Here is a 23,101-nt window from a genome sequence, read left to right as displayed (position 1 = left end):
GCCGGCGCCCGGCGCCCGGCGGCCGGCGCCCGTCGCCCGGCGGCCGGCGCCCGTCGCCCGGCGGCCGGCGCGCGGCGCCCGGCACTCAGTCGCGGGCGGAGACGTCCGTGTGCACGAAGCCCCGCGACGACCGGCTGGCGGTCGGGCCGCGCTGGCCCTGGTACCGCGAGCCGTACTCGGCCGAGCCGTAGGGGTGGTCGGCCGGCGAGCTGAGGCGGAAGAAGCAGAGCTGGCCGATCTTCATGCCGGGCCAGAGCTTGATCGGCAGGGTGGCCACGTTCGACAGTTCGAGCGTGACGTGCCCGCCGAAGCCCGGGTCGATGAAGCCGGCCGTCGAGTGCGTGAGCAGGCCGAGGCGGCCGAGCGAGCTCTTGCCCTCGAGGCGGGCCGCGACGTCGTCGGGCAGTCGGACGAACTCGTAGGTGCTGCCCAGCACGAACTCGCCCGGGTGCAGGATGAACGGCTCGTCGGCCCCGGTCTCGACCAGTCGGGTCAGCTCGGGCTGGTCTTCCGCCGGGTCGATGAACGGGTACTTGTGGTTGTCAAAAAGGCGGAAGAGCCGGTCGAGTCGCACGTCGATGCTCGACGGCTGGATCAGCGTCGGGTCGTAGGGGTCGAGGCCGATTCGTCCGGCGTCGAGTTCGAGCTTGATGTCGCGGTCGGAGAGCAGCACGGGCCAAGCCTAGTCAGCGGGTGTCGGCCCCGAGGGGGAGGATGGTCGCATGCGTGCCATCACCGTCCCCGTGCCCGGAGGGCCCTCGGCCCTCGTCGTCTCCGAGGTGGCCGAGCCGGTGCCCGGCCCGCGTGAGGTGGTCATCGACGTGGCGGCCGCGGGCGTCAACCGCGCCGACGTGAACCAGCGCGAGGGGCACTACCCGTCACCCGCCGGGGCCCCCGCCTGGCCCGGGCTCGAGGTCAGCGGCACCGTCGTCCGGGTCGGCGAGCAGGTCACCGCGGTGTCCGTCGGCGACTACGTGGTCGCCCTGCTCTCGGGCGGCGGCTACGCCGACCGGGTGCAGGTCGACGAGGGGCTCGTGCTGCCCCTGCCCCGCGGCGTCGACCTCGTCGAGGCGGCGGGCCTGCCCGAGGCCGTCGCCACCGTCTGGTCGAACGTGTTCATGAGCGCCGGGCTGAAGCCGGGCGAGACCCTGCTCGTGCACGGCGGGTCGAGCGGCGTCGGGTCGATCGCGATCCAGATGGCGGTGGCCCTGGGCTCGACGGTCTACGCCACGGCCGGCACGCACGACAAGACCTCGTTCTGCGAGCAGCTCGGCGCCGCCCGCGGCATCGACTACAAGTCCGAGGACTTCGTCGCGGTCGTCGACGAGCTGACCGAGGGGCGCGGCGTCGACGTCGTGCTCGACCTGGTCGGCGGCGACTACGTCGCGCGTGACGTCGAGGCACTCGCCCCGAACGGACGGATCATGGTGATCGCGGTGCCGGGCGGCGCGTCGGCCACGGTCGACCTGTCGCGCCTGATGGCCAAGCGCGGCCGGGTCTGGGGCACCACCCTGCGGGCGCGTCCCCTCGACGAGCGTCGCGCGATCATGGCCGAGGTGGGCGAGCACGTCTGGCCGCTGGTCGAGGCGGGGTCGGTCCGCCCCGTGCTCGACAGCGTCTACCCGCTCGAGTTCGTCGCCACGGCCCACAAGCGCATGGAGTCCGGCGGCCACAGCGGCAAGATCCTGCTCGCGGTGCGCTGACCGCACCCAGAGGGCGCGGCGCACCCGAGGGCAGAGGAGGCGCGGGTACCGCGAGGCGCGGAGGCCTCCGCCCCGGCGGGGCCGGTTCTGGTGTATCCAAGAGGGTGACGGGTCCGGCGATGCGGACGTCGCGGAATCCGTCGGCACTTTTCCACGGGTCCCGACCCGCGCCTCCTCGTCTCGAGGGTGGCGGGCGAGGGACGCACCACCAGAGGGGGCGGGCATGTCGGCAGACCTGACCGACGCCACCGACGCGGTGCTCGCGTCGCGCGCCGCCGAGGGCGACGAGCGGGCGTTCGAGGTGCTGCTGCGGCGCCACCTGGGCTTGATGACCGCGTACGCGACCCGGTTGACGGGGTCGCGGGCCGACGCGACGGACGCGGTGCAAGAGGCGTCGATCACGATCTGGCGCGAGCTGCCCACGCTGCAGACTCCCGCGGCGGTCAAGGGCTGGATGATGCGCATCGTGTCGCGCAAGGCCTTCGACCTGATCCGGTCGCGACGGCTGACCGACGACGTCGACGACCTCGAGCTGCCCTCGGCGACGCCGACGACCGATCCGGAACGCCGGGCCGCGTCGAACGACGCGATGGAGGCGTTGCGCGCGGCTCTCGCCCGACTGCCCGCGAGCCAACGACAGGTGTGGACGCTGCGCGAGGTCGGAGGCGAGTCGTACACCGAGATCGCCGACCGCACGGGCAGCACCGCGACGGCGGTCCGGGGGCAGCTCGCCCGAGCCCGAGAGACATTGACCCGTGAGATGGAGGCCTGGCGATGAGTGACCGACCACACGGCACCGACCACGCCCACGAAGACCCGACGCCCCCCGACGTGGCCGTCGACCTGAGCGAGGCCACCGACGCCGACCGGCTGCCCGAGGACGCCTTCGAGGAGGCCGTCGGGGACGCGACCGGGCCCGTCGCGGCCGACGAGGCAGGCGACGACGCAGCCGACGACGACGACGACGCAGGCGACGACGACGCAGGCGACGACGAGGCAGGCGACGACGCAGACGACGGCGCCGTCTCGCCCGAGCGCCTCGTCGACTACCTCGACGCCGGGCGGCAGCCCTACGACCCCGAGATCGAGGAGTCGCCCGAGGCGACCGCGCAGCTCGCCGCCCTCGAACGGCTGCGGTCGATGGGTGCCCGGCTGTTCGAGGCCGACGCCGCGGCGACCCCCGCCCCCGATCCGAGCTGGATCGCCGGCGTCATGGACCGCGTGCGCCTCGAGTCCCGGGCCGGGCGGCAGATCCCGCTCAGCTCGATCGACGACCGGTCGACGCTGCACATCACCGAGGGCGCCGTGCGGGCGCTCATCCGCGAGGCCGGCGACGGGGTCGAGGGGGCGATGGTCATCTCGTGCACGATCCGTGGCGACGTCAGCGTGCCCGGGGCCCTCGTCCGCGTCGAGGTCGTGGTCAGCGGCCTGTTCGGTCGGTCGCTGCCGACGCTCGCCGACGCCGTCCGCGAGGCCGTCTCGTCACGACTGTCGCGACAGACCGAGTTGACGATCGAGGGCGTGGACGTCACCGTGGACGACGTGCACCTGCACGGCGAAGGAGGCGCGGCATGAGCGACCACGACCCGGCCGCCGGGATCAGCCCGGCCGACCTCTCACTGCTCGCGGCCGAGCTCGGCGAGATCGCGGCCTCGGTCGACGGCGTCGTGCACGTGCGCGCCCGGCCCGGCTTCGGCAGCGTCGTGCGCTCGGCGCTGCAGGGGCTGAGCGCCGTCGTCGGCGGTGGCGGCGTCGTGGGCTCGGCCGTGCGGAGCGACGGCGCGGCGCTGCAGAGTGACGGCTCGGCCGTGCGGAGCGACGGCTCGGCCGCAGGAGGCGCGGTGCCGGCACCCGAGGTCTCCGACGCCGAGCGCGCCGACCCGTCGTCCGCCGAAGCCGCCGCCGCGGCGGCCCCCGGGCGTCCCGTCCCCCTCGTCGGCATCGCCGTGGCCGACCTCGAGACCCGCATCACGCTCGACATCGCGGTCGACGAGAGCGGCTCCGGGCCGCTCGTGGCCCGTGCGGTCGCCCAGGCGCTGCTCGACCGCGTGAGCGGGGAGCCCGTGCCGCCGGCATCCGTCGACCTGCGCATCGTCTCGGTCGCGACCGGAGCCTGAGCGCGCCTCCTCAAGGCTCCCCGAGGTGTCGCGCCGCCGAGTGGACACGGCACCGCCCCATTCGGCGGTGCGACGTCCACTCCGCGGTGCCGTACGCGTAGCAGCCGCGAACCAGGCTCGACAGAGCGCGGGAGGCGCGGGCCGCTATAGTGGTCTGACGCGCCCTCGAGGCGCCGCGCGAGTGTAGTTCAATGGTAGAACTTCAGCTTCCCAAGCTGATAGCGCGGGTTCGATTCCCGTCACTCGCTCTCTCTCGTCTGATGGGGCCGGCCGAGGCGCAGCCAGACGCGGTGGGCGATCACCAGCACGGCGAGCCACGCGAGCGCCAGCAACCAGGCGCCCACCACGTCGGTCAGCCAGTGGTGCCCGAGGTAGACGCGGCTGAGGCCGATCGTCAGGGCGAACACCGCGGCCGCCGTGATCGTCAGCGCACGCATCGACCGCCGGGTCTGGCGCAACACCAGCAGGTACGCGACGATGCCGACGACGACCGTGGCGTTCAGGGTGTGCCCCGACGGGAACGACGCGCTCGTCTCGTACGGTGGCACCGCGTCCGACATCGGCGGGCGGTCGCGGCCGAAGAGCTCCTTGCCGGCCTGGGTCATCAGCAGCGAGCCGGCCCCCGCCGAGAGGCCGAGGACGACCGGCACCCACTCCCGGCGGCGGACCGCGAGCACGACGACCACCAGCAGTCCGAGGATCGGCAGCGCGATCACCCCGGCGACGTTCGTGTAGACGGTCAGGGCGGTGTTCAGCCAGGGGGAGCGCGCCTCCATCGCCAAGTGCAGGGTCGGCTGGTCGAGCAGCGCGATGCTCTCGTCGTCGGTGACGGCGGCGTACACGTCCGAGAAGAGGTATGCCGCCCCGGCCATCACGACCAGCCCGACGACGAGCACCGCGGCGAACGTGCCGTGCCTCCGAGCCCGTCGCCGTCGGTCGAGGCGCTGCGGGGCGGTGGCTGGCGAGGGCATCGTCCGAGCCTAGGCGGGCCGAGGCGCTCGGGGGACGCGCCGGTGGGCCGATCGAGGGACCGCGGTCGGGGGCGTCGTCCCCGTACGATGGGTGTCGCCGCTACCGGGGGGAAGCCATGACCGACGATGCCACGACGTCCGTAAAGCTGCTCCACCCCCTGCTCGACACTCACGGGCCCGGGTGGGTCGAGTCGAGGTCGAGCAAGCCCGTCGTCGGGGTCTCGAGCGGCCTGTCGGCCCTCTTCGTGGACTGTGCCGAGTTCGGCACCCGCGTCGCGCTCGTCACCGGCCCGGAGTCGCGGCTCACGTACTCGCTGTTCCACCTGCTCGACCTGCTCGGCGGTGTCTGGCTGACCCGCGCCTCCGACGGTTCGCTTCGCCGCGCGATCACGCTCGAGCCGGTGCGGTCGCCGGCGCACGGCCTCGGGGTGACCGAGGACGGCTACCCCCTGCCGCGGGACGAGGCGCCGTCGTCGGTCCGGCTCGACGAGGGGCGCGCGGCCGACCCCGATGCCGTCCCCTGGACGCAGCTCGCCGTCGTCACGCATCACCGGGCGCGGGCCGAGGCCCGACTCGGCGGCACGCTCGAGCGACTCGTCGAGGCCCTCGCACCCGGCACACGGACCCTGTGGGGGACGACCGAGCCGGCCACCGCGGTCTGGGACCGCGACTTCTTCACGGCCGCGGCGCGCAGCCGCATGCCGTCCGAGACACGGTTCCACGTGGCCGGCGGCGACGCCTCGGGGCCGAGGTACCGCGGGTGGGTGCGCGTCTCGCGCAGCGACGACGGGGTCGTCGAGGAGACCCGGATCGTCGTGACCGGTGCCGTCGCGCCGGGCGTCGTCGCGGACGCCCTCGCCGACGTGGCCGGTCGACAGCAGGTCCTGCTGGCCACGGCGTGGTCGACGTCCGGCCGGGCCGACGCGACGGTGTCCGCCCACGACCGGGTGGCGCCTCAGCCGGTGGCCGCCGTCATCGGGGCCCGGGGCGTGCGGGGCACGCACCTCGACGTCGAGGGTCTCGTCCGTCGGGTGGGCGGGCGCGTGCTCGGACCGTCGCGGACGCCGTCGGTGCTCGTGACGTTCGACGCGGGGCCGGCCGGTGATGCCGGTGCGGGTGCTGACGACGGTGCCGCCGCCGCCCGCTGGCACCGTTTCGCCGACGCGGTCGAGGTCGTCGGGGCCGACGAGATCCTCGCTGCCCTGACCCCGCCGGGGGTGCACCGTGCCTCGTGAGTACACCGTGGTGACGCCGGGGCCCGTGACCGCCGTCGACGGTGCCCGCGCGGCCGCCGAGGTCGACCCGTACCTCGGCCTGGGCAAGCTCTGGAAGGGCGGCGGGCTGCAGATCGCGACCGACGACGGACTCGTGCTGGCCATCGTGCGCAGCACGTACGTCGAGGACCCGGCCGACGCGTCCGTCCTGCTCGGGGTGGACGTCGAGGCGGGCAGCTGGCTGACCGAGGCGTACGCGCCGGGCACCGACCCGGTGTCCGACGCGGTCGTCCAGGCGCTCGTCCGTGGCACCGGGGGCCGGGTCGTCGTCGAGGCGGTGCCGGGCGGGCCGAGGCCTGCGACCGCGGCGCCGTCGACCGCGACGACGACGAACGAGGGAGCCGGCGCATGAGTTCGTGGTCGATCTCGCCCAGCGGGGTGCAGGCGGTCCTGGCCGACGTCCAGGTCTCGGCCGGCGACCTCGGCACGGCGGCCGAGGGCCTCGCGACCGCTCACGACGAGTTGAGCGGCGGCGTCGGCGACCTGCTGATCGGCGTCTCCAACGCCGTGTTCGGGTTGATCGAGTCCCAGACGACGACCCTCACGTCGGTCGTGAACCGCATCGACTCCTGCGGCGCCGGTGCCGCCGAGGCGACGATCGCCTACGTGGCCGGCGACGAGGAGATGGCGGCGAACGCGCAGTCGGCCGCCGTGACGGCCGCGTCCCAGGCACCCGCCCTGGCGAACGAGCAGAGCGCCGCCGGCATCCCGTCCGCGTCGACCCCGGGGGTACCGCGATGAGCCCCTCGCTGATCGTCCCCGGAGCGATCCCCGGCGTCACCATCGACGCGGCCGCGATCTCGGGGTCCGCCGCGACCTTCCGCAGCACGGCGACCGCGATCGCCGACCAGGGTGCGGGAGTCGTCACGTCGTGGTCCGGCTTGTCGGGTGTCTACGCGGCGCCCGAGGCCGAGCAGTTGTTCGTCGCCATGGACCCGGTCGGCACGAGCACGCAGACCCTCGGCGACACGTTCGGCAAGGTCGCGACGCTGCTCGACGACCTGGCAAGCGCCGTCGCCGCGCCGGTCGCGCGGCTGAAGGAGCTCGTCACCGAGGCCGAGGCCTTCACCGCCGAGGTGTCCGGCGGCGTCACCTACAGCACCGAGAGCTACAACTCGTACATCTCGAGCGGGCCCGACGAGGTCACCGTCGAGTGGTACGACCACATCCCTTCTCGCAACCGCAACGACGAGCTGCTCGGCGAGGTGAACGCCGAGGTCGCCAAGATCGACGCCGCCCGCGCCGAGTGCGAGAACGGCATCAACGCGTTGCGCACCGACCCGATGTGCTTCCCCGAGCAGGTCGCGTACACGGCCGAGCAGCTCGACTCGATGAAGGACCTGCCCTACGGTGCTCCGGGCGACCCTCACAAGACCTGTTCCGAGTCGATGGGGACGGGCCTCGGCATGTTCATCGCCGAGGCGGCCTACGGTGCCGGTGCCCTGGTCGGCTGGGACATCCAGGGCGGAACGGGCGTCACCAAGGAGTTCGGCCTTCAGGCCTGGGGTGGCCTGCTGCAGGGGCTCGGGGCCATCGCGATCACGAGTCCGGCGACGATCGCGCTGGTGTACGCACCCCCCGGCACGGTGCCGACGGCCGCCCGACCGGCCGTCGACTGGTACCGCACCATGATCGAGGGCGTCACGCAGGGCATCGTGGGCACGCCCGAGATGTACGACGAGGACCCGGTCGCGGCCGGCACCTACGCCACCCTCGGCGTGGCCTCGTTCTTCGTCCCGGTCGGAGGCGCGGCCGTCGGTGCGACGAAGGCGACGTCGGGCCTCGCGCGGCTCGGCGGCGCGGTCGAACGAGCCGGCCTCCGCGCCCCCGAGGGGTCGGCGTTGCGCAACGGCCTGACACACGTGGGACACGCCTTCACCGGCCTGTCGGAGCGCCTGAGGGTGCCGACCGACGGCCCCCGCTCGGCGGCGGGGGGATCGGACGCCCCGTCGCGTCTCGGCGAGCAGCTCGACCGTCTCGACGACGTCGTCGACGTCCGCTCCGACGGCCTTGCGCCCCCGCCCACCCGCGTCGACCGCCCCGACACGACGCTCGGGCCGGTCCGCGGTGACGACGCGTCCGCCCCGCCCGTCCGCGAGGATGCATCGGCCCCGCAGGTCCGTGACGACGACGCGTCCGCCCCGCTCGTCCGCGAGGACGCAGGAGGCGCGGGTCGCGTCGACGACGCCCCCGCGGCCGACCAGCCCGGTCGCGCCGACGGCGATGCCGGAACGGATGGCTCGGGCGGCGACGCCCCTGGCTCGAGTGGCACAACCACACCGAGCGCAGTGGATCGAAGCGGAATGACCCGGGAGCAACTCGCGAACTACCTGGACGTGATCAACCGAGAGGCCGCCAGAGAGTTCCGAGAGGGCGGTGCATGGCCCGCCGACCAGCGTGTCCCCGCCGACGTCCAATTCCTCGGCACAGACGGCAAGGTCGACTGGACGGACATCCCTTGGAAAGGATTTGCGGTCGACGAGAACAAGGTCCTCATCGTCGAGGTCGATCCGCACATCCCTGACGGCACCTTGCTCGACAGGGCGGGCTCGGCCGATGGCGTCTTCGTCTCACCTGTCCCCGACAGTGGCGTTCCGTTCACGCATGAGCAGCGGGCGACGCCTTGGGTGCCCGATCCAGCCATCGAGCACGTCTACAGGACGAAAGGTGACCTTGGAGACATCCGCGGTGCCTACGATCGGAGCGATGCTCCGACCCGCGAACAGTTCGACCTGTCGATGTCGAACCATAGGAAGACCTGGGACGACATGCATCTCATGCGTGGGCCCATTGCCCCCGGGTTCGGGCAGAGTGGTGGCGGGGTCCAGCTCCTGCTCCCCATGAGCGTCCAGGACTTGATGGACCTTGGACTAATCGAAGAAGTGAAGGTGCCGTCTGCATGAGCAGCATGGAATCCCTGGAGTCGCAGGTGCAGGCCCTCGGGCTCGGTCACCTCAATTACGTGATCGGTGATCCTGAGGCGAGCAAACCTTATGCCCTCGTCATCGCCGAGAAGGCTCAGATCTGGACCACGTTCTTCGTCGATGAGCGAGGACTCATCGAGGAGCAGAGCGTTCGGACTTACGGTGATCAGGAGGCAGCGAGCGCGGATTTCATTCGCCTCTTGCGGAACATGGCACGAATCGCAGAAATCCGTGAAGAGCGGGCAGTCCGCCGCCGGGCCGCTGGGCAGAGTTGACGAGTTGGTCCAGTGGCCGAAGCTCCGTACGTCATGCGTGCGCTGGACGGAAAACACCGGACGTCGACGAGATGGGACGACGCCGGAGCCCCCGGAGCGCGCGACGTGAACGGACTCCGAGCAGAAGTGGAAGCGGCCGGTTTCAGTCATCTGAATTTTCTGATCGGTGACACGTCGCGACACGTCCCGGGTGCGCAGGTGATCGGGCAGATCGACGGGGTGTGGGTGACGTTCTTGCGCGACGAACGAGGTCTCGTCGAAGAGCTGACACTCGTCGAGCATCCGGATGAGCGTTCTGCCGTGACCGAGTTCATGTCCCAGTTGCAGAACGCCGCCCGGTTGGAGGAGCTGCGGGCCGTCCTTGACGCAGGCTCGGAGCCCGGTGACTGATCGCCGACCGCGAGGGCGCCGTGACGACGCTTGACGAGACCCTGGCCACGATCGAGGCCGAGGGGCTCGACAGGTTCGCCTACGTGATCGGAGACGATCACGGTAGTTCGGCGGACGCCCTGGTCCTGACCCGACGAGACGGCGTCTGGACCTCGTTCTCGACCAACGAGCGGGCCGGTGTCGAGGAGACCAGCGTTCGCACATACGAGGAACTCTCCGACGCTCTGGACGACTTTCTGCGTCTCATGAGGCTGAGGGCCGACGAAGACGCGCTCATGTCGCGCATCAGGGAGAAGAACAGGCTCGCCCACGAGACGTGGCGGGCGTCACGAGACGACCGACCGGGGAAGGCCTGACATGGCGACGATCGAATCGGTGCGCGTCGTCATGGCGGCCGAGGGACTCGACGACCTGGCGCACGTCATCGACGGTGACCACGCGAACAGCACGGACTGCCTCGTCGTCACCCGACGCGACGATGCCTGGGTGACCTTCTCCACCGACGAGCGCGCGGCGGTCGTCGACGAGAGCGTGCGGACCTACCCGAGCGAGTCAGAGGCCTTGGAGGACTTCCTCGTCCTGCTCCGGCTCAAGGGGCTCCTCCGCGACCTGCAACGGGAGCGCGACCTCGAGCGCGCCGAACGCCGGGAGATCCATCCGGACGCCCACTAGAACTACGAGATCCGACCGGCGCATCGCGCACGACAAGAGTTGAGTGTCACTCCAGGTCGCGTACCCCGATGCACGCTCGAGTGGGGTACAAGGCTGATCCGGCACCCTCGTCGTCCCGAAAGAGAACACGCCATGACCCTCACCCGACGCACCTTCCTCGCCGCGAGCGGCGCCGTCTCGTTGACCGCCGTCCTCGCGAGCTGCGCCGGCTTCAGCAAGCCGGCCACCAGCTCGGCCGAGGGCACCCTGACCTTCACCACGTGGGGCACCGACGCCGAGCTGAAGGGCTTCCGCGACCAGATCTCGCGCTTCGAGAAGGCGAACGCCGGCGCGACCATCGACCTCAACGCCGTCCCGTACGAGCAGATGTTCACCAACATCGACGCCCAGCTGCAGGCGGGCAACCCGCCCGACGTCTTCCGCGTGCCGTACTACACGTTCGGCAGCTACGCCGGGCGTGGCCAGCTGCTCGACCTGAGCGACCAGCTGCCCGGCGACTTCGGCGACCGCTTCACGCGCGGCGCCTGGGCCGCGGTGCAGAACGAGGGCAAGCCGTTCGGTGTGCCCCACCACACCGACACCACGGCGATCCTCTACAACAAGACGATGCTCGAGGCCGCGGGCATCACCGACGTGCCGACCAGCGTCGAGGACGCCTGGACGTGGGACCAGTTCGACGAGGTCGCCGCCACCCTGCGGGCGAACCTGCCCGCCGACCGGTATCCGTTCGCCTACAACTGGCAGGGCAACGGCGTCACGCGCTGGCTGACCTGGCTGTTCGAGGCCGACGGGCGCTTCCTCGACGAGAACCTCACCGACCCGGCCATCGACTCCGACGCGGGTCGCAAGGCCGTCGACTTCACCCGCTCGTTCTTCGAGAAGCAGTACGTGCCGCAGAACGACTCGATCAAGTCGGCCACCTACGCGCAGGACTCCTGGTACTCGCAGACCACCGCGATGGTGTTCTCGGGCGCCTTCTCGATCCCCGACGCGACCGACACGCTCGATTTCGAGTGGGGCGCCACCTTCGCGCCCCGTGACGAGCGGTCGGCCAGCGACTTCGGCGGCAACGCCCTCGTCGTGACGAAGGACGCCGCGGACCCCGCCCTCGCCGCGGCCTTCCTCGACTTCGTCACGCAAGAGGACGCCATGCGCGCCTTCTGCGAGGGCGCCTCGCTGCTGCCTACCCGTCAGGACCTCATCGACGGCGGCATCGAGTTCGACGTCCGCCCCGAGCTCTCGCCGGTGTTCATCGGCCAGGCCGGCACGGTGCAGGCGAGCGACTCGAGCCAGGTCGCCTCGCCCGACATGGCGGCGATCATCACCGTGTTGCAGGACGAGCTCGAGCAGGCCTTCGTCGGCGGCCAGAGCACCGACGACACCCTGTCGCGCATCTCGGACGGCATCGCCGCCGCCACGGGGGCCTGACGGTGACGACCGCGACGCGGCCGCGGACCCGAGGAGGCGCGGTGCCCGTGACCGGGGCCCGCCCGCCCCATCCGCGGCGCAGGTCGCGCTCGCGGGGCGAGGCCGCGGTGGCGTGGATGCTGCTCACCCCCAACCTGTTCATGCTCACCCTGTTCGTGCTGATCCCGCTGGTCTGGGCCGTGGTGGTCAGCCTGCAGCGCACGGACGGCTTCGGCGGCGGCACGTTCACCGGGCTCGACAACTACCAGCGCCTCGTCTCGGACCCGGTGTTCTGGCGGTCCGCGGCCAACACGGTGCTGTTCACGCTGATCGTCACGCCGCTGTCGATGGCGCTCGGGCTCGGGGCCGCCGTGCTGCTGAACTCGGTGCTGCCGGCGCGCGGGCTGTTCCGGTCGATCCTCATCCTGCCGATGGCGATCTCGGGCGTCGCGACCGCGCTGATGGGCGTGCTGCTGTTCGACGAGAACAGCGGGCTGATCGACAAGCTCGTCCGGGCGGTCGGCCTGCCGGGCGTGCCGTGGCAGTCGGGCGGCACGGCCGCCTTCGTCTCGATCGTGCTGATCACCCTGTGGTGGCGGGTCGGCTTCAACATGCTGATCTACCTGGCCGGCCTGCAGTCGGTCGACGCCGGCGTGTACGAGGCCGGACGCCTCGATGGCGCGGGCGGCTGGCAGCGCTTCCGGTACCTGACCGTGCCGCTGGTCGGGCCGTCGTCGTTCTTCTTGTTGATCCTCAACGTCATCTACTCGTTCCAGGTGTTCGACCTGGTCTTCGTGATGACCGGCGGCGGCCCCGGCAACGCCACGTCGGTCATCGTGACCTACGCCTACGACCAGGGCTTCGTCACGCGTGACCAGGGCTACGCCGCCGCCATCGGCGTCGTGCTGCTGCTCGTCATGCTCGCGTTCACCGTCGTCCGCTGGTACACCGGTCGCTCGCGCGACCTGGTCGATTGAGAGGCACCCCGTGACCACCGTCGCCGCCACCGTCGCCCCCGACGCCCCCGGGCCGGCCGACCGGGCCCCCGCTCGCCCCTCGCGACCGGGCGGGCGTCGCGTCCGCGAGCAGCGCCTCCTCGTCCTGAGGCTCGGCGCCGCGATCGTCGTGTCGCTCGTCGTGCTGTTCCCGCTGTACTGGATGGTCGTCGTCGCGTTCTCGACGCGCGCCGACCTGCTCGGCGGTGCCCTGCGCATCTGGCCGAGCACGTTCACGACGGCGAACTTCGAGCGCGTCTTCGAGGCGTTCCCGGTCGTGACCTGGTTCGGCAACTCGACGGCGATCGCGATCGTCGTGGCGCTGATCACGGTGACGATCAACGTCCTGGGCGGGTACGCCTTCGCCCGGCTGAGGTTCCGCGGGTCGAACGCGGTCTTCCTCGTCGCGCTCGCCACGCTGATGATCCCCGTGCAGGTGATCATGGTGCCGCTGTTCACCCTCGTGACGCGGCTCGACCTCTACGGCACCTACTGGGCGGTCATCCTGCCGACGGCGGCGTCCGCGTTCGGGTTGTTCCTCGCGCGGCAGTTCATCCTGGGCATCCCGACCGAGCTGATCGAGGCGGCCCGCATCGACGGCGCCAGCCACCTGCGGGTGCTGCGCAGCATCGTGCTGCCCCTGTCGAAGCCGCTGATCGCCGTGCTGTTCTTCATGAGCCTGCTGTCGACCTGGAACGACTTCTCGTGGCCGCTCATCGCCCTGAAGCAGAACGAGCTCTTCACGCTGCCGATCGGCCTGCTCTACCTGCAGGGGCAGTTCGGCTCGGACTACGGCGGCACCATGGCGTTCGCCCTCGTCAACGTCGCGCCGATGGTCGTGCTGTTCCTGGTGTTCCAGCGGTACTTCGTGCAGGGCTTCGCACGCAGCGGCATCCGCTGAGCCGGGGTGCGGATGCGGGGTGCGGATGCGGGGGTGGTCGCGATCACGCGAGTAGGGTGCGCGCCCCCGGTCGGCGGGCGTCACCCGTCACCTGACCGTTGCCTCCGCACGTGGGCGGAGGCGACCCGCGCCTCCTACCGTTCACGACAGGTCAGGCACCGATCCGGTGCCGACCGAGAGATCACGAACACCGTCAACAAGGAGTGCACCATGGCACAGGCCATCGAGACCATCGACGTGAACGTCCCCGTCAGCGTCGCCTACAACCAGTGGACCCAGTTCGAGGAGTTCCCGAAGTTCCTCGACGAGGTCGAGTCGATCACCCAGACCACCCCCACCCTCACGGTGTGGAAGGTCAAGGTCGGGCCGGTCGAGAAGACCTTCGAGGCCGAGATCACCGAGCAGCACCCCGACGAGCGCGTCGCCTGGAACAGCACCGGCGGCGAGGTCGACCACGCCGGCGTCATCACGTTCCACAAGCTGAGCGACGACGAGACCCGCCTCACGGTGCAGATCGACTGGACGCCCGAGGGCTTCCTCGAGAAGCTCGGCGGCAGCCTCGGCGCCGACAACCACGCCATCAAGAAGGACCTCAAGAACTTCAAGGAGTTCATCGAGCGCGAGGGCAACGTCGACGGCGGCTGGCGCGGAGACGTCCAGGCCTGAGACCGGACCCACTCACCGAGGCCCACGGCGGCTCCTGACCACAGGGAGCCCGCCGTGGGCCTCGGTCGTCTCGACGACGCGTCGGGGTACGTGGAGCACGCGGGACCCCCGGCGTCAACCCCGCCCGTTGTCAGGTCGCGTGGCTACCGTGCACCTCGTCGGACCGCGCAGGGGCGGGCCGCGAGGGAGGCGACGATGCTGATCGACGGTGGGAGCGGCCGGTCGGGCACGGCCTGGCCCGGACACGGCCCGGTCGCGAGTGCGCTCGACCTGAGGCTCGACGTCGTCGGTCGGGGCCGTTGGCGCGTCGTCGACGTCCGACGCTCCGAACGCGGTGCCCTGGTCGTCGTCGGTTCGGTCGCCCGGACCGAGGCGGGTTACGAACTCACCCTTGCCGCCGCACCCGAACGCCGCTGGTGGTGCACGGACCTCTCGAGCGCCCTCGACACCGTCGTCCGCGCCTCCTGGAACCGTCGCTAGCCGCCGGAGGTCGTGCCCGGCCCGGGTCGAGTGGTCCCGGACCGTCGTTCGGGGGCGCGTGGAGGACGATTCGCGACCTTTCGACCGGTCGACCGCGGGACCCGAGGAGGCGCGGGTCGCGTCGGTCAGGACGCCCGGCGCACCAGATGGGGGTCAGACGAGCTTCCACTCGGCTCGGTACTCGTCGCAGGTGAGCCGGTCGAGGTCCACTTCAATGTCGACCTTCGACTCGTCGGCGCCGGTGAGGCCCTGAGGAGCCAGTCGGTGGATCTCGCGACCGGTCGAACCCTCGCGCACCACGACGTCGAAGCCCGGCCACTCGCCGTCGAACGAGCCGAAGAAGAACGCGGCGAGGACCGAGACGAGCCACCGTCCGGCGACGAGCAGTCGCGGTCGCCGCGTGGTGACGATCTCGGCCTGCCACACCGAGGAGGCGCGGGGCACGTCGTCGGGGTCGGTCACGGAGGGCATCCCCCGAGGCTAACGGCGCGCTCGGGCGTGCCGCCTCCGTCGCCCGGCTGACCGCACGGCACCGTCGAGTGGACAAGACACCGGCGCACGCCGCGGTGTCTCGTCCACTCGACGGTGCCCGAGTCAGGAGGCGCGGGTCGTCACCGCGACGCGGGCGGGCGTGAACGAGACGCGCACCGGCGACCCCGGCTCGCGTCGCTCGTCGGCCCGGTGGTCGACCACGAGCAGCGTCTCGGGGTCGACGCGGACGCGGGTGCGGCAGACGGCCCCCAAGAACGACACCGACTCGACGACCCCGGCGAGCCCGCCCTGCTCGACGAACGACACGTCCTCGGGTCGGACGTAGGCCCAGACGGGCCCCTCGGCGGGTGTTCCGACGACCGGCACCTCGGGGCAGCCGGCCAGTCGCACGAGCGTGCCGACGACCTCGCCCGACACCCGGTTGCTCGTGCCGACGAACTCGGCGACGAAGGCGGTCGCGGGGGCCGAGTAGAGCTCTTCGGGCGTGCCGACCTGCTCGATCGAACCGGCCCGCATGACGGCGACGCGGTCGGCGACGGCGAGGGCCTCCTCCTGGTCGTGCGTGACGAAGAGGGTCGTGATCGACAGCTCGCGCTGGATGCGCCGGATCTCGTCGCGCAGCTGCACCCGGACCTTGGCGTCGAGGGCGCTGAGCGGCTCGTCGAGCAGCAGCACGCGGGGGCGCGTGACCAGCGCCCGGGCCAGGGCGACGCGCTGCTGCTGGCCGCCCGACAGCTGGTGCGCGTAGCGCTCGCCGAGGTCGCCGAGCCCGACCAGGTCGAGCATCTCGCCCGCCCGGGTGGCCCGGGCCGCCCTGTCGACGCGTCGCATGCGCAGCCCGAACTCGACGTTCTGCCGCACGGTCAGGTGCGGGAAGAGCGAGTACGCCTGGAACACCATGCCGACGTCGCGGCGGTGCGTCGGAACGCCGACCACGTCGTGCCCGTCGATCGTGATGCGTCCGGTCGTGACGTCCTCGAGCCCGGCGAGGCTGCGCAGCGCGGTCGTCTTGCCGCAGCCCGACGGGCCCAGCACGGCGACGAGCTCGCCGGGCTGCAGCTCGAGGTCGAGCCCGGTCAGGGCCTGGTGCCCGGCGAACTGCTTCGTCACGTCGCGGAAGGTCACGGTCGCACCCGCCACGGCGCCGGTCGGGCTCGCGACGGAGGGGCGGGGCAGCGTGGCGGTCACGAGAGGGCCTTTCGAGAGGGGATCGGGCGGGCGGCGCCGAGGGCGCCCACGCGGCCGATCACGAGCAGCAGCACGAACGCGAAGCCCAGGGCGAGCAGCGCGAAGATCACGGCGGCGTAGGGGTCCGAGCGCGAGACCTGCACCAGGGCGGTCTGCAGGTTCACGCGGTTGAGCAGCGACGCGATGGTGAACTCGCCGAGCACCACGGCCACGGTGATGAAGGCCGCCGCGAGCAGGCCGCGGCGCAGGCTCGGCACGACGACGAGGGCCATCGTCCGCAGCCAGCCCGAGCCGAGCGTGCGGGCGGCCTCGGTCAGCGTGCGCAGGTCGGTCGCCGCGAGGTCGGACTGCACCGCGCGGTACGCGTAGGGCAGCACCGTCACGCCGTAGGCGAGCGCGAGCGTCCAGGCGCCCGACCCGGCGACCCGCGAGACGACCGAGTAGACCGGCGCGAGCCCCACCACGAGCACGATCGCCGGCACCGTGATCGGCACGAGGCAGACGAACTCGAGCGGGCGCACGAGACGCGGGTGGCGCAGGTGCACGAGCACCATGGCCGGCACCAGCAGCACGAGCACGAGCAGCGCCGAGACGACGGCGAGCAGCAGCGAGTTCGTGACTCCCTCGACCAGGTTGCGGTACATCCGCTCGTTCTCGGGGTCGACGATCGCCAGCCAGTGGTTCAGGTCGTGGCCCGTGCCGTCGGCGCTGCGCAGCGAGAACGCGACCATCGCCGCGATCGGCACCGCGAAGAGGGCTCCCACGACGACCAGGGCGGTGCGGCGCGCGACCGTGCCCGCGCCTCCTGCGCTCGTGGCCCGAGGCGCCCGAGGCGACCGCGACGCGCTCGTGGCCTGAGGCGACCGCGGGGCGTTCATCGCTGCCACCGCTCGGTGCGGCGCTGCAGCAGCGAGTAGCCGGTCATCAGCACGGCCATCACGACGACCATGCCGAGGGCGAGGGCCCCGGCGACGTTCTCGCGGCCGAGCACGGTCTCGCTGATCAGCGCGGCGCGGATCTGCAGCGGCACGATCTGGGCCCCCTGGCTGATCAGGGCGGCGGCGGTCGCGTACGACGAGAACGCGTTGGCGAACAGCAGCAGCAGGCTGCCGACGAACGCGGGGGCGAGCACCGGGACGACCACGCGGACGAGGTGCTGCCACCGGGTGCCGCCGAGGGTGGCGACGGCCTCGCTCCACTGCGGGCGCAGGCCGCTGACGGCGGGCATGAACGTGATCACCATGAGCGGCACCTGGAAGTACAGGTACGGCAGCAGCAGGCCGGGCACCTGGTAGAACCAGACACCGTCCGCGTAGAGGTCGACGCCGGCGACGTCGACCAGCAGCCGGGTCACGACGCCCTGGATGCCGATGGTCGCGACGAACGCGAAGGCGAGCATCACCCCGCCGAACTGGGCGAGGACGCTCGAGGCGGCGTCGATCGCGCTGCGGACGGCTCCGTCGGGTCGCAGTGACGTGAGCCCCCAGCAGACGACGGCACCGATGACGGCACCGGCCACCGCGGTGACGGCCGAGACCGCGGCCGAACTGGCGAAGGCCCGCACGATCAGGGGGTCGCCGAGTGCGACCAGGTTGTCGAGGGTGGGGGCGCCGTCGCCGTCGACGAAGCCCGTGCCGAGCGCGAGCAGACACGGCACGATCAAGAAGGCGAGCACCCAGACGGCGAACGGGGTCAGCCCCCACCACGCCGCCGGACGGCGCCGACCCCGCGAGGGGCCGACGCCGTCGGGGGACGAGGAGGCGCGGTCCGGCAGGTCGCCGCGGTCGCCTCCGTGTGCCGACCGCGCGTCGGCGGTCGTGTCCGCCGCACGGGTCGACGTCGTCACCATCAGCCGATCGCCGTGGCCCAGGTGTCGGCCAGCACCTTCGAGGCGGCCTCGGTCTGCTCGGCCGTGAACTGCACGGTGTCGGCGGGCTGCTCGCCGACCTTCTCGAGGGCGTCCTGGTCGACGGTGCCGGCCTCGGTCATCGCCGCGAGGCGCACGGGGTAGGCGCCGGCGGCGAGGTAGAGGTTCTGCGCGTCGTCACCCATGACGTACTCCTGCCAGAGGCGGGCCGCGGCGGGGTGCGGTGCGTCGACGTTGATCGCCTGGTTGTAGTAACTGCCGAGGGCGGTGCCGGGCAGCACGGCGGTCTTCCAGTCGCGCCCGCCGGCGTCGGCCGCGGCGGCGAGGTTGTTGTAGCTCCAGTCGAAGACGACCGGCGTCTCGCCCGAGGCGATCGTCGCCGGGGTGGGGTCGGTGGGCAGGAAGTTGCCCGCGTCGGCGAGCTTGGAGAAGTAGTCGACGCCCGTACTGACGTCGTCGGCGCTGCCGCCGTTCTGCAGGGCGGCCCACTCGACGGCCGCCGCGGCGGCACCGGCCTGGGTCGGGTCGCCGTTGATCGCGACCTTGCCCTTGTAGTCGCTGCCGAGCAGGTCGTCGAGGCTCTCGGGGGCGGGCACCGCGTCGGCGTCGTAGCCGATCGACATGAGGCCGGTGTAGTCGTAGACCCACTTGCCGTCGGCGTCCTTGTGGTCGTCGGCGATGTCGCCCCAGGTCGCGACCTTGTAGGGCGCGAACTGGTCGAGGTTGGCGAGCGTCACGGCCGAGCCGAGGTCGAACACGTCGGGGGCGGTGTCCTGCCCCTTCAGGTTCTGGGCCGCCGTGATCTCTTCGGCGCTCGAGACGTCGGGGCTGTCGGAGTTGACGGTGATGTCGTACTCCTTCTCGAAGCCGTCGATGATCTCGCCGTAGTTGGCCCAGGTGTCGGGCAGGGCGATCACGTTGAGCTCGCCCTCGGCCTGCGCGGCCGCGACCAGGGCATCCATGCCGCCGAAGTCCTCGGCGCTGGTGGCGGTGGCGGCGTCGTTCGCCGCGCCTCCTGAGGCGTCGGCGTCGGCGCTCGCCGAGCAACCGGTCAGGGCGAGGGCGGCGATGCTGAGGGTCGCTGCCGAGACGAGCAGGCGCTTGTCGATCATGCGGTGGGGGTCCTTCGGGTGCGGGGCCGGGGTTCGCCGGGAGCGGCGACGGGGGACCGGACGGCCCGGTGGGCACGCTAAGGAGGCGCGACGACGTCCCGGGGGAGGTCGCGTGAACGCGCGGCGAACAGGTGGTGGCGGGGTGTGCGGGGCGCCGTGCGGATGCGGCACGGGGCAGGGCACCGCCGAGTGGACACGACACCGCGGTACGACTCGGCGTGGTGTCCACTCGACGGCGCGTCGGCCGGGAGAGGTGCGGCGTGCGTCAGCGGGCGGCGGCCGCGGCGGTGAGGGCGATGCGGGCGGCTTCGGCGACGAGGGCGTCGTCGTACTTCGCGGCGGGGTCGTTGCGCGTGGTGAGCACCGAGATCACCACGGGGTCGCCCGCGGGGGGCGTGACGATCGCGACGTCGTCGCGGATGCCGCCCGCGCCTCCGGACTTGTCGGCGACCTGCCAGCCGTCGGGGGCACCGGCGCGGATCAAGGTGTCTCCGGTCGCGTTGCCCGACATCCAGTCGAGCAGGGTCGCGCGGTCGTCGGCGGCGAGCCAGTCGCCGGCCGTGATGCGGGCCAGGGTCGCCGTGAAGGCCGCGGGCGTGGTCGTGTCGGCCGTGCTGCCCGGGGTGAGCGTGTTGAGGTCGGGCTCGGTGTGCACGACGTCGGTCACGTCGTCCCCCTGCGCGGCGAGGGCGGCGTCGAGCCCGGCCGGGCCCCCGAGCTCGGCGAGCACGAGGTTCAGCGCCGTGTTGTCGCTCTGCCGCACGGCGGCCTCGACCAGCTGCCGCAACGGGAGCCCGTCGGCGACGTGCTGGCTCGTGAACGGCGAGTAGCCGGCGGCGTCGACGTCGGCCTGGGTCCAGGTGACGACCCGGTCGAGGTCGGCGTCGTCGGTCGCGTCGAGGAGGGCCGCCGCGGCGAACGCCTTGAGGCTCGACGCGTAGCCGAAGCGCTCGTCGGCGCGGTGGTCGAGGGTCGCGCCCGAGCCGGTGTCGAGCACGCTCAGGCCGACGCGGGCGTCGTACCGGGACTCGAGGTCGGCCAGCGCGGCCTCGACCTCGGGGGTGGAGAGGTCGGGTGCGGCGATCGGGCTGGGCAGCGGGACCGGGGTGTCGCTCGCGCTCGGTGTGACGGTCGGGGCCGTTGCTGCGGGGGAGGCGCAGGCGGCCAGGCCGAGGCCCAGGGTGGCGGCGATCGCGAGGGAGGTCGAGAGGGCTCGGCGTGACATGCGGCTCGTTTCGTCGTCGGGCGGAGGAGCGGTCACCACGATAGGCGAGTCGGTCGAGCCGGAGTTCGGGGGCGGGGATGGGGCCGGGGGGCGAGCGGGAGGCGGTGACGGTGGTGGCGCACCCCGTCGAGCGGCGGCGGACGATTTGCCTAGGCAGGGGTTCTGCGCCGGCTCGGGGGGTGGCTTCGGTGGGTGGTGGCGGGCACCCCGTCGGGCGGCGCCGAGCGATTTGCCTAGGCGGGGGGTTCGCGCCGGTTCGGGGGGTGGCGACGGCGGGGTGGCGTCGGCAGGAGGGGGGGCGGCAGGAGGGACGAGGAGGCGCGCGTCGGCTCGACGTCGAGAGGTCGGGTTGCGGCCCCGGGGTGAGGTTAGGCTAACCTAAGCGCGTGACCACCGACCTGCCCCTCGCGGCCACCGCCTCCGCCTCGGCCGCCCTGCTCGCCGACGACGTCTCGGTCGCCTACGACGGCGTCGACGTGGTCCACGGCGCCCGCGTCGAGCTGCGCCCCGGCTGCGTCACGGCCCTCGTCGGCCCGAACGGCAGCGGCAAGTCGACCCTGCTTCGCACCCTGGCCCGTCTGCAGAAGCCGCGCTCGGGCTCGCTGGCCCTCGCCGCGCCTCCTGCGGGCGTCGAGTGGTCCGAGAACGTCGTTCGCCCGCACGGGAAGGACGATTCGCGACCACTCGACCGCACGGGCACGAGCTCGGGCTCGGGCCCGGGCGAGACCGTCGACGGGTTCGAGCTGTCGCTGCGCGAGTTCGCCCGGCGGGTCGCGCTGCTGACGCAGGGGCGTCCGACTCCGGGCGGGCTGAGCGTGCGCGACGTCGTCGAGTTCGGCCGCTACCCGCACCGCGGCCGCTGGGGACGCTCCGACCCCGACGGCCCTGCCGCCGTCGACCGGGCGCTCGAGCTGACCGGGGTGGCCGACCTCGCCGGCCGCGGCGTCGACCAGCTCTCGGGCGGCCAGCTGCAGCGCGTCTGGCTGGCCAGCTGCCTCGCACAAGACACCGGGGTGCTGCTGCTCGACGAGCCCACGACGTACCTCGACCTCCGCTACCAGGTCGAGCTGCTCGACCTCGTGCGCGACCTCGCCGACTCGGGCCGCATCGCGGTCGGCGTCGTGCTGCACGACCTCGACCAGGCGGCCGCGCTCGCCGACCGCATCGTCGTGCTGAGCGAGGGCCGCATCGTCGCCGAGGGCGACCCCGGGGACGTGCTGACGCCGCGCCTCCTGACCGACGTCTGGGGCATCCGCATCGACGTCGACACCGACCCCACCACCGGCCACCTGCGCACCCGCGCGATCGGCCGACACCACACCCGGGCCGAGACGCCCGTCCGATGAGAGAGACACCACCCGTGACCCAGCGCCCTTCCACGACGCCCCGCCACACCCCGACCCCCGGCACCCCGACCTCCGGCGGCTCCGCCCGCCGCCCCACCCGCCGCCCCGCGGCCCGCCGACTGCTGACGGTGACCGCCGTCGCGGCCGCCGCGGCCCTGACCCTCGCCGGCTGCGGCACGACCGAGTCCGCCGACGCCGGCGCGACCTCGGGCAGCGGCGAGCAGATCACCCTGACCGACGGCACGGGGGCCGAGATCACCCTCGACGGCCCCGCGACGAAGGTCGTCGGCACCGAGTGGAACGTCGTCGAAGACCTCGTGGCGCTGGGCGTCGAGCCCGTGGGCGTCGCCGACGTGAAGGGTTACAACGAGTGGGACTCGGCCGTGCCCCTGACCAACGAGCCGGCCGACATCGGCACCCGCGGCGAGCCGAGCCTCGACACCGTCGCCTCGCTCGCACCCGACCTGATCGTCGCGACCGACGGCCTGAGCGCCGACGCCGTGACGCAGCTCAAGGAGATCGCGCCCGTGCTGGTGGTCACCTCGGCCGACGCCTCGCGCCAGATCGAGCAGAGCATGGACAACCTCGACCTGATCGCGAAGGCGACCGGCACCGAGGACGAGGCGACCGAGGTGAAGAAGGAGTTCACCGACGCGCTCGCCGAGGGCAAGCAGGCCCTCGCCGACGCCGGCCTCGCGGGCCAGCCCTTCGCCTTCGCCGACGGCTACGTCGACGCCGGCCAGGTCAGCATCCGCCCCTACGCGAAGGGCTCGCTCGTCTCCGACGTCACCGAAGAGCTCGGCCTCACCAACGCGTGGACCGTCGAGGGCGACGAGGCGTACGGCCTCGCCACGACCGACGTCGAGGGCCTCACGCAGCTGCCGGCCGACGTGCAGTTCATGTACATCGACAACACCGCTGCGGGTGCCGACGACCCGTTCGCCGTCTCGCTCGCCTCGAACGCCGTGTGGCAGTCGCTGCCCTTCGTGCAGTCCGGTGACGTGCACCGCCTCGACGACGGCATCTGGATGTTCGGCGGACCCGCCGCGATGACCGCCTACGTCGACTCGCTGGTGTCGACCCTGACGAACTGACC

27 protein-coding genes and 1 tRNA gene are annotated in these 23,101 nt (G+C 72.3%); 20 read left to right on the top strand and 8 right to left on the bottom strand.

The window, feature by feature from the left end; genetic code table 11:
• Positions 1 to 85 precede the first annotated feature (85 nt).
• Positions 86 to 673, bottom strand: coding sequence for a dCTP deaminase (gene dcd / locus ITJ55_RS13505; RefSeq protein ID WP_194595861.1), 588 nt, complete (start codon positions 671 to 673; stop codon positions 86 to 88).
• Between the two features lie 49 nt (positions 674 to 722).
• On the opposite strand from dcd, the gene ITJ55_RS13500 reads away from it, so the two are divergent.
• The 5 genes from ITJ55_RS13500 to ITJ55_RS13480 all read left to right on the top strand — a co-directional run bounded on the left by ITJ55_RS13500 (position 723) and on the right by ITJ55_RS13480 (position 4,068).
• Complete coding sequence (locus ITJ55_RS13500) at positions 723 to 1,703, top strand: NAD(P)H-quinone oxidoreductase (protein ID WP_194595860.1); 981 nt, start codon at positions 723 to 725, stop codon at positions 1,701 to 1,703.
• Between the two features lie 223 nt (positions 1,704 to 1,926).
• Complete coding sequence (locus tag ITJ55_RS13495) at positions 1,927 to 2,481, top strand: RNA polymerase sigma factor (protein WP_194595859.1); 555 nt, start codon at positions 1,927 to 1,929, stop codon at positions 2,479 to 2,481.
• Positions 2,478 to 3,278 (top strand): Asp23/Gls24 family envelope stress response protein, encoded by an 801-nt coding sequence (locus ITJ55_RS13490; protein ID WP_194595858.1) that lies wholly within the window; start codon positions 2,478 to 2,480, stop codon positions 3,276 to 3,278. Before ITJ55_RS13495 ends, ITJ55_RS13490 begins: the two co-directional genes overlap by 4 nt.
• The gene (locus ITJ55_RS13485; RefSeq protein WP_194595857.1) at positions 3,275 to 3,820 is read left to right on the top strand and encodes a hypothetical protein; all 546 of its coding nucleotides are present in this window, start codon (positions 3,275 to 3,277) and stop codon (positions 3,818 to 3,820) included. Before ITJ55_RS13490 ends, ITJ55_RS13485 begins: the two co-directional genes overlap by 4 nt.
• A 177-nt stretch (positions 3,821 to 3,997) precedes the next feature.
• Positions 3,998 to 4,068 (top strand) — tRNA-Gly (locus tag ITJ55_RS13480).
• Here the strand turns inward: ITJ55_RS13480 and ITJ55_RS13475 are convergent.
• Entirely contained in the window at positions 4,060 to 4,791 is a 732-nt protein-coding gene (locus ITJ55_RS13475; RefSeq protein ID WP_194595856.1) for a phosphatase PAP2 family protein, read from the bottom strand. The two genes, ITJ55_RS13480 and ITJ55_RS13475, sit on opposite strands and share 9 nt — an antisense overlap.
• A gap of 116 nt (positions 4,792 to 4,907) precedes the next feature.
• On the opposite strand from ITJ55_RS13475, the gene ITJ55_RS13470 reads away from it, so the two are divergent.
• From ITJ55_RS13470 to ITJ55_RS13410, 13 genes are all read left to right on the top strand, one after another.
• Positions 4,908 to 6,026 carry a DUF6177 family protein gene (locus ITJ55_RS13470; RefSeq protein ID WP_194595855.1) on the top strand — a complete coding sequence of 373 codons (1,119 nt, stop codon included), beginning with the start codon at positions 4,908 to 4,910 and terminating at the stop codon, positions 6,024 to 6,026.
• Positions 6,016 to 6,417, top strand: coding sequence for a hypothetical protein (locus ITJ55_RS13465; RefSeq protein WP_194595854.1), 402 nt, complete (start codon positions 6,016 to 6,018; stop codon positions 6,415 to 6,417). The genes ITJ55_RS13470 and ITJ55_RS13465 overlap by 11 nt, the downstream gene beginning before the upstream one ends.
• A complete protein-coding gene (locus ITJ55_RS13460) occupies positions 6,414 to 6,806 on the top strand; it encodes a DUF6507 family protein (RefSeq protein ID WP_194595853.1) in 393 nt (130 codons plus the stop codon). Before ITJ55_RS13465 ends, ITJ55_RS13460 begins: the two co-directional genes overlap by 4 nt.
• Positions 6,803 to 8,968: a TNT domain-containing protein gene (locus ITJ55_RS13455; protein ID WP_194595852.1), complete on the top strand. Its 2,166-nt coding sequence runs from the start codon at positions 6,803 to 6,805 to the stop codon at positions 8,966 to 8,968. The genes ITJ55_RS13460 and ITJ55_RS13455 overlap by 4 nt, the downstream gene beginning before the upstream one ends.
• Positions 8,965 to 9,264 carry a hypothetical protein gene (locus tag ITJ55_RS13450; RefSeq protein WP_194595851.1) on the top strand — a complete coding sequence of 100 codons (300 nt, stop codon included), beginning with the start codon at positions 8,965 to 8,967 and terminating at the stop codon, positions 9,262 to 9,264. The genes ITJ55_RS13455 and ITJ55_RS13450 overlap by 4 nt, the downstream gene beginning before the upstream one ends.
• Positions 9,265 to 9,276: 12 nt before the next feature.
• Positions 9,277 to 9,654 carry a hypothetical protein gene (locus tag ITJ55_RS13445; RefSeq protein ID WP_194595850.1) on the top strand — a complete coding sequence of 126 codons (378 nt, stop codon included), beginning with the start codon at positions 9,277 to 9,279 and terminating at the stop codon, positions 9,652 to 9,654.
• A 20-nt stretch (positions 9,655 to 9,674) separates the two neighbouring features.
• The gene (locus ITJ55_RS13440; RefSeq protein ID WP_194595849.1) at positions 9,675 to 10,010 is read left to right on the top strand and encodes a hypothetical protein; all 336 of its coding nucleotides are present in this window, start codon (positions 9,675 to 9,677) and stop codon (positions 10,008 to 10,010) included.
• 1 nt (position 10,011) lies between these two features.
• Positions 10,012 to 10,326, top strand: coding sequence for a hypothetical protein (locus ITJ55_RS13435; RefSeq protein ID WP_194595848.1), 315 nt, complete (start codon positions 10,012 to 10,014; stop codon positions 10,324 to 10,326).
• Positions 10,327 to 10,458: 132 nt separating this feature from the next.
• Positions 10,459 to 11,754 carry an ABC transporter substrate-binding protein gene (locus ITJ55_RS13430; protein ID WP_194595847.1) on the top strand — a complete coding sequence of 432 codons (1,296 nt, stop codon included), beginning with the start codon at positions 10,459 to 10,461 and terminating at the stop codon, positions 11,752 to 11,754.
• Positions 11,755 to 11,870: 116 nt separating this feature from the next.
• A complete protein-coding gene (locus ITJ55_RS13425) occupies positions 11,871 to 12,710 on the top strand; it encodes a carbohydrate ABC transporter permease (RefSeq protein WP_056260854.1) in 840 nt (279 codons plus the stop codon).
• Positions 12,711 to 12,720: 10 nt separating this feature from the next.
• The gene (locus ITJ55_RS13420) at positions 12,721 to 13,629 is read left to right on the top strand and encodes a carbohydrate ABC transporter permease (RefSeq protein WP_370544171.1); all 909 of its coding nucleotides are present in this window, start codon (positions 12,721 to 12,723) and stop codon (positions 13,627 to 13,629) included.
• Between the two features lie 210 nt (positions 13,630 to 13,839).
• Positions 13,840 to 14,295, top strand: coding sequence for an SRPBCC family protein (locus ITJ55_RS13415; RefSeq protein ID WP_056260395.1), 456 nt, complete (start codon positions 13,840 to 13,842; stop codon positions 14,293 to 14,295).
• A gap of 195 nt (positions 14,296 to 14,490) precedes the next feature.
• On the top strand, positions 14,491 to 14,775 hold the full coding sequence (locus ITJ55_RS13410) for a hypothetical protein (RefSeq protein ID WP_194595846.1): 285 nt from the start codon (positions 14,491 to 14,493) through the stop codon (positions 14,773 to 14,775).
• A 153-nt stretch (positions 14,776 to 14,928) separates the two neighbouring features.
• Here the strand turns inward: ITJ55_RS13410 and ITJ55_RS13405 are convergent, their stop codons facing one another.
• The 6 genes from ITJ55_RS13405 to bla all read right to left on the bottom strand — a co-directional run bounded on the left by ITJ55_RS13405 (position 14,929) and on the right by bla (position 20,659).
• On the bottom strand, positions 14,929 to 15,246 hold the full coding sequence (locus ITJ55_RS13405) for a hypothetical protein (RefSeq protein WP_194595845.1): 318 nt from the start codon (positions 15,244 to 15,246) through the stop codon (positions 14,929 to 14,931).
• A gap of 123 nt (positions 15,247 to 15,369) precedes the next feature.
• The gene (locus ITJ55_RS13400; protein ID WP_370544170.1) at positions 15,370 to 16,455 is read right to left on the bottom strand and encodes an ABC transporter ATP-binding protein; all 1,086 of its coding nucleotides are present in this window, start codon (positions 16,453 to 16,455) and stop codon (positions 15,370 to 15,372) included.
• A complete protein-coding gene (locus ITJ55_RS13395) occupies positions 16,452 to 17,333 on the bottom strand; it encodes an ABC transporter permease subunit (RefSeq protein ID WP_194595844.1) in 882 nt (293 codons plus the stop codon). The genes ITJ55_RS13400 and ITJ55_RS13395 overlap by 4 nt, the downstream gene beginning before the upstream one ends.
• The gene (locus ITJ55_RS13390; protein ID WP_194595843.1) at positions 17,330 to 18,304 is read right to left on the bottom strand and encodes an ABC transporter permease subunit; all 975 of its coding nucleotides are present in this window, start codon (positions 18,302 to 18,304) and stop codon (positions 17,330 to 17,332) included. Before ITJ55_RS13390 ends, ITJ55_RS13395 begins: the two co-directional genes overlap by 4 nt.
• A complete protein-coding gene (locus ITJ55_RS13385) occupies positions 18,304 to 19,434 on the bottom strand; it encodes an ABC transporter substrate-binding protein (protein ID WP_194595842.1) in 1,131 nt (376 codons plus the stop codon). Before ITJ55_RS13385 ends, ITJ55_RS13390 begins: the two co-directional genes overlap by 1 nt.
• A 265-nt stretch (positions 19,435 to 19,699) precedes the next feature.
• Positions 19,700 to 20,659 (bottom strand): class A beta-lactamase, encoded by a 960-nt coding sequence (bla, locus tag ITJ55_RS13380; RefSeq protein WP_194595841.1) that lies wholly within the window; start codon positions 20,657 to 20,659, stop codon positions 19,700 to 19,702.
• Between the two features lie 386 nt (positions 20,660 to 21,045).
• On the opposite strand from bla, the gene ITJ55_RS13375 reads away from it, so the two are divergent.
• Both ITJ55_RS13375 and ITJ55_RS13370 read left to right on the top strand, forming a co-directional pair.
• Positions 21,046 to 22,005, top strand: a complete 960-nt coding sequence (locus ITJ55_RS13375) for an ABC transporter ATP-binding protein (protein ID WP_194595840.1) — start codon at positions 21,046 to 21,048, stop codon at positions 22,003 to 22,005.
• A 119-nt stretch (positions 22,006 to 22,124) separates the two neighbouring features.
• Positions 22,125 to 23,099 (top strand): iron-siderophore ABC transporter substrate-binding protein, encoded by a 975-nt coding sequence (locus ITJ55_RS13370; RefSeq protein WP_228498630.1) that lies wholly within the window; start codon positions 22,125 to 22,127, stop codon positions 23,097 to 23,099.
• Positions 23,100 to 23,101 lie beyond the last annotated feature (2 nt).

This window comes from Frigoribacterium sp. VKM Ac-1396 (genome assembly GCF_015350895.1).
GTDB lineage: Bacteria > Actinomycetota > Actinomycetes > Actinomycetales > Microbacteriaceae > Frigoribacterium.
The sequence above is the reverse complement of the archived record's forward strand: the minus strand, read 5'-3'. Positions and strand labels throughout refer to the sequence as shown.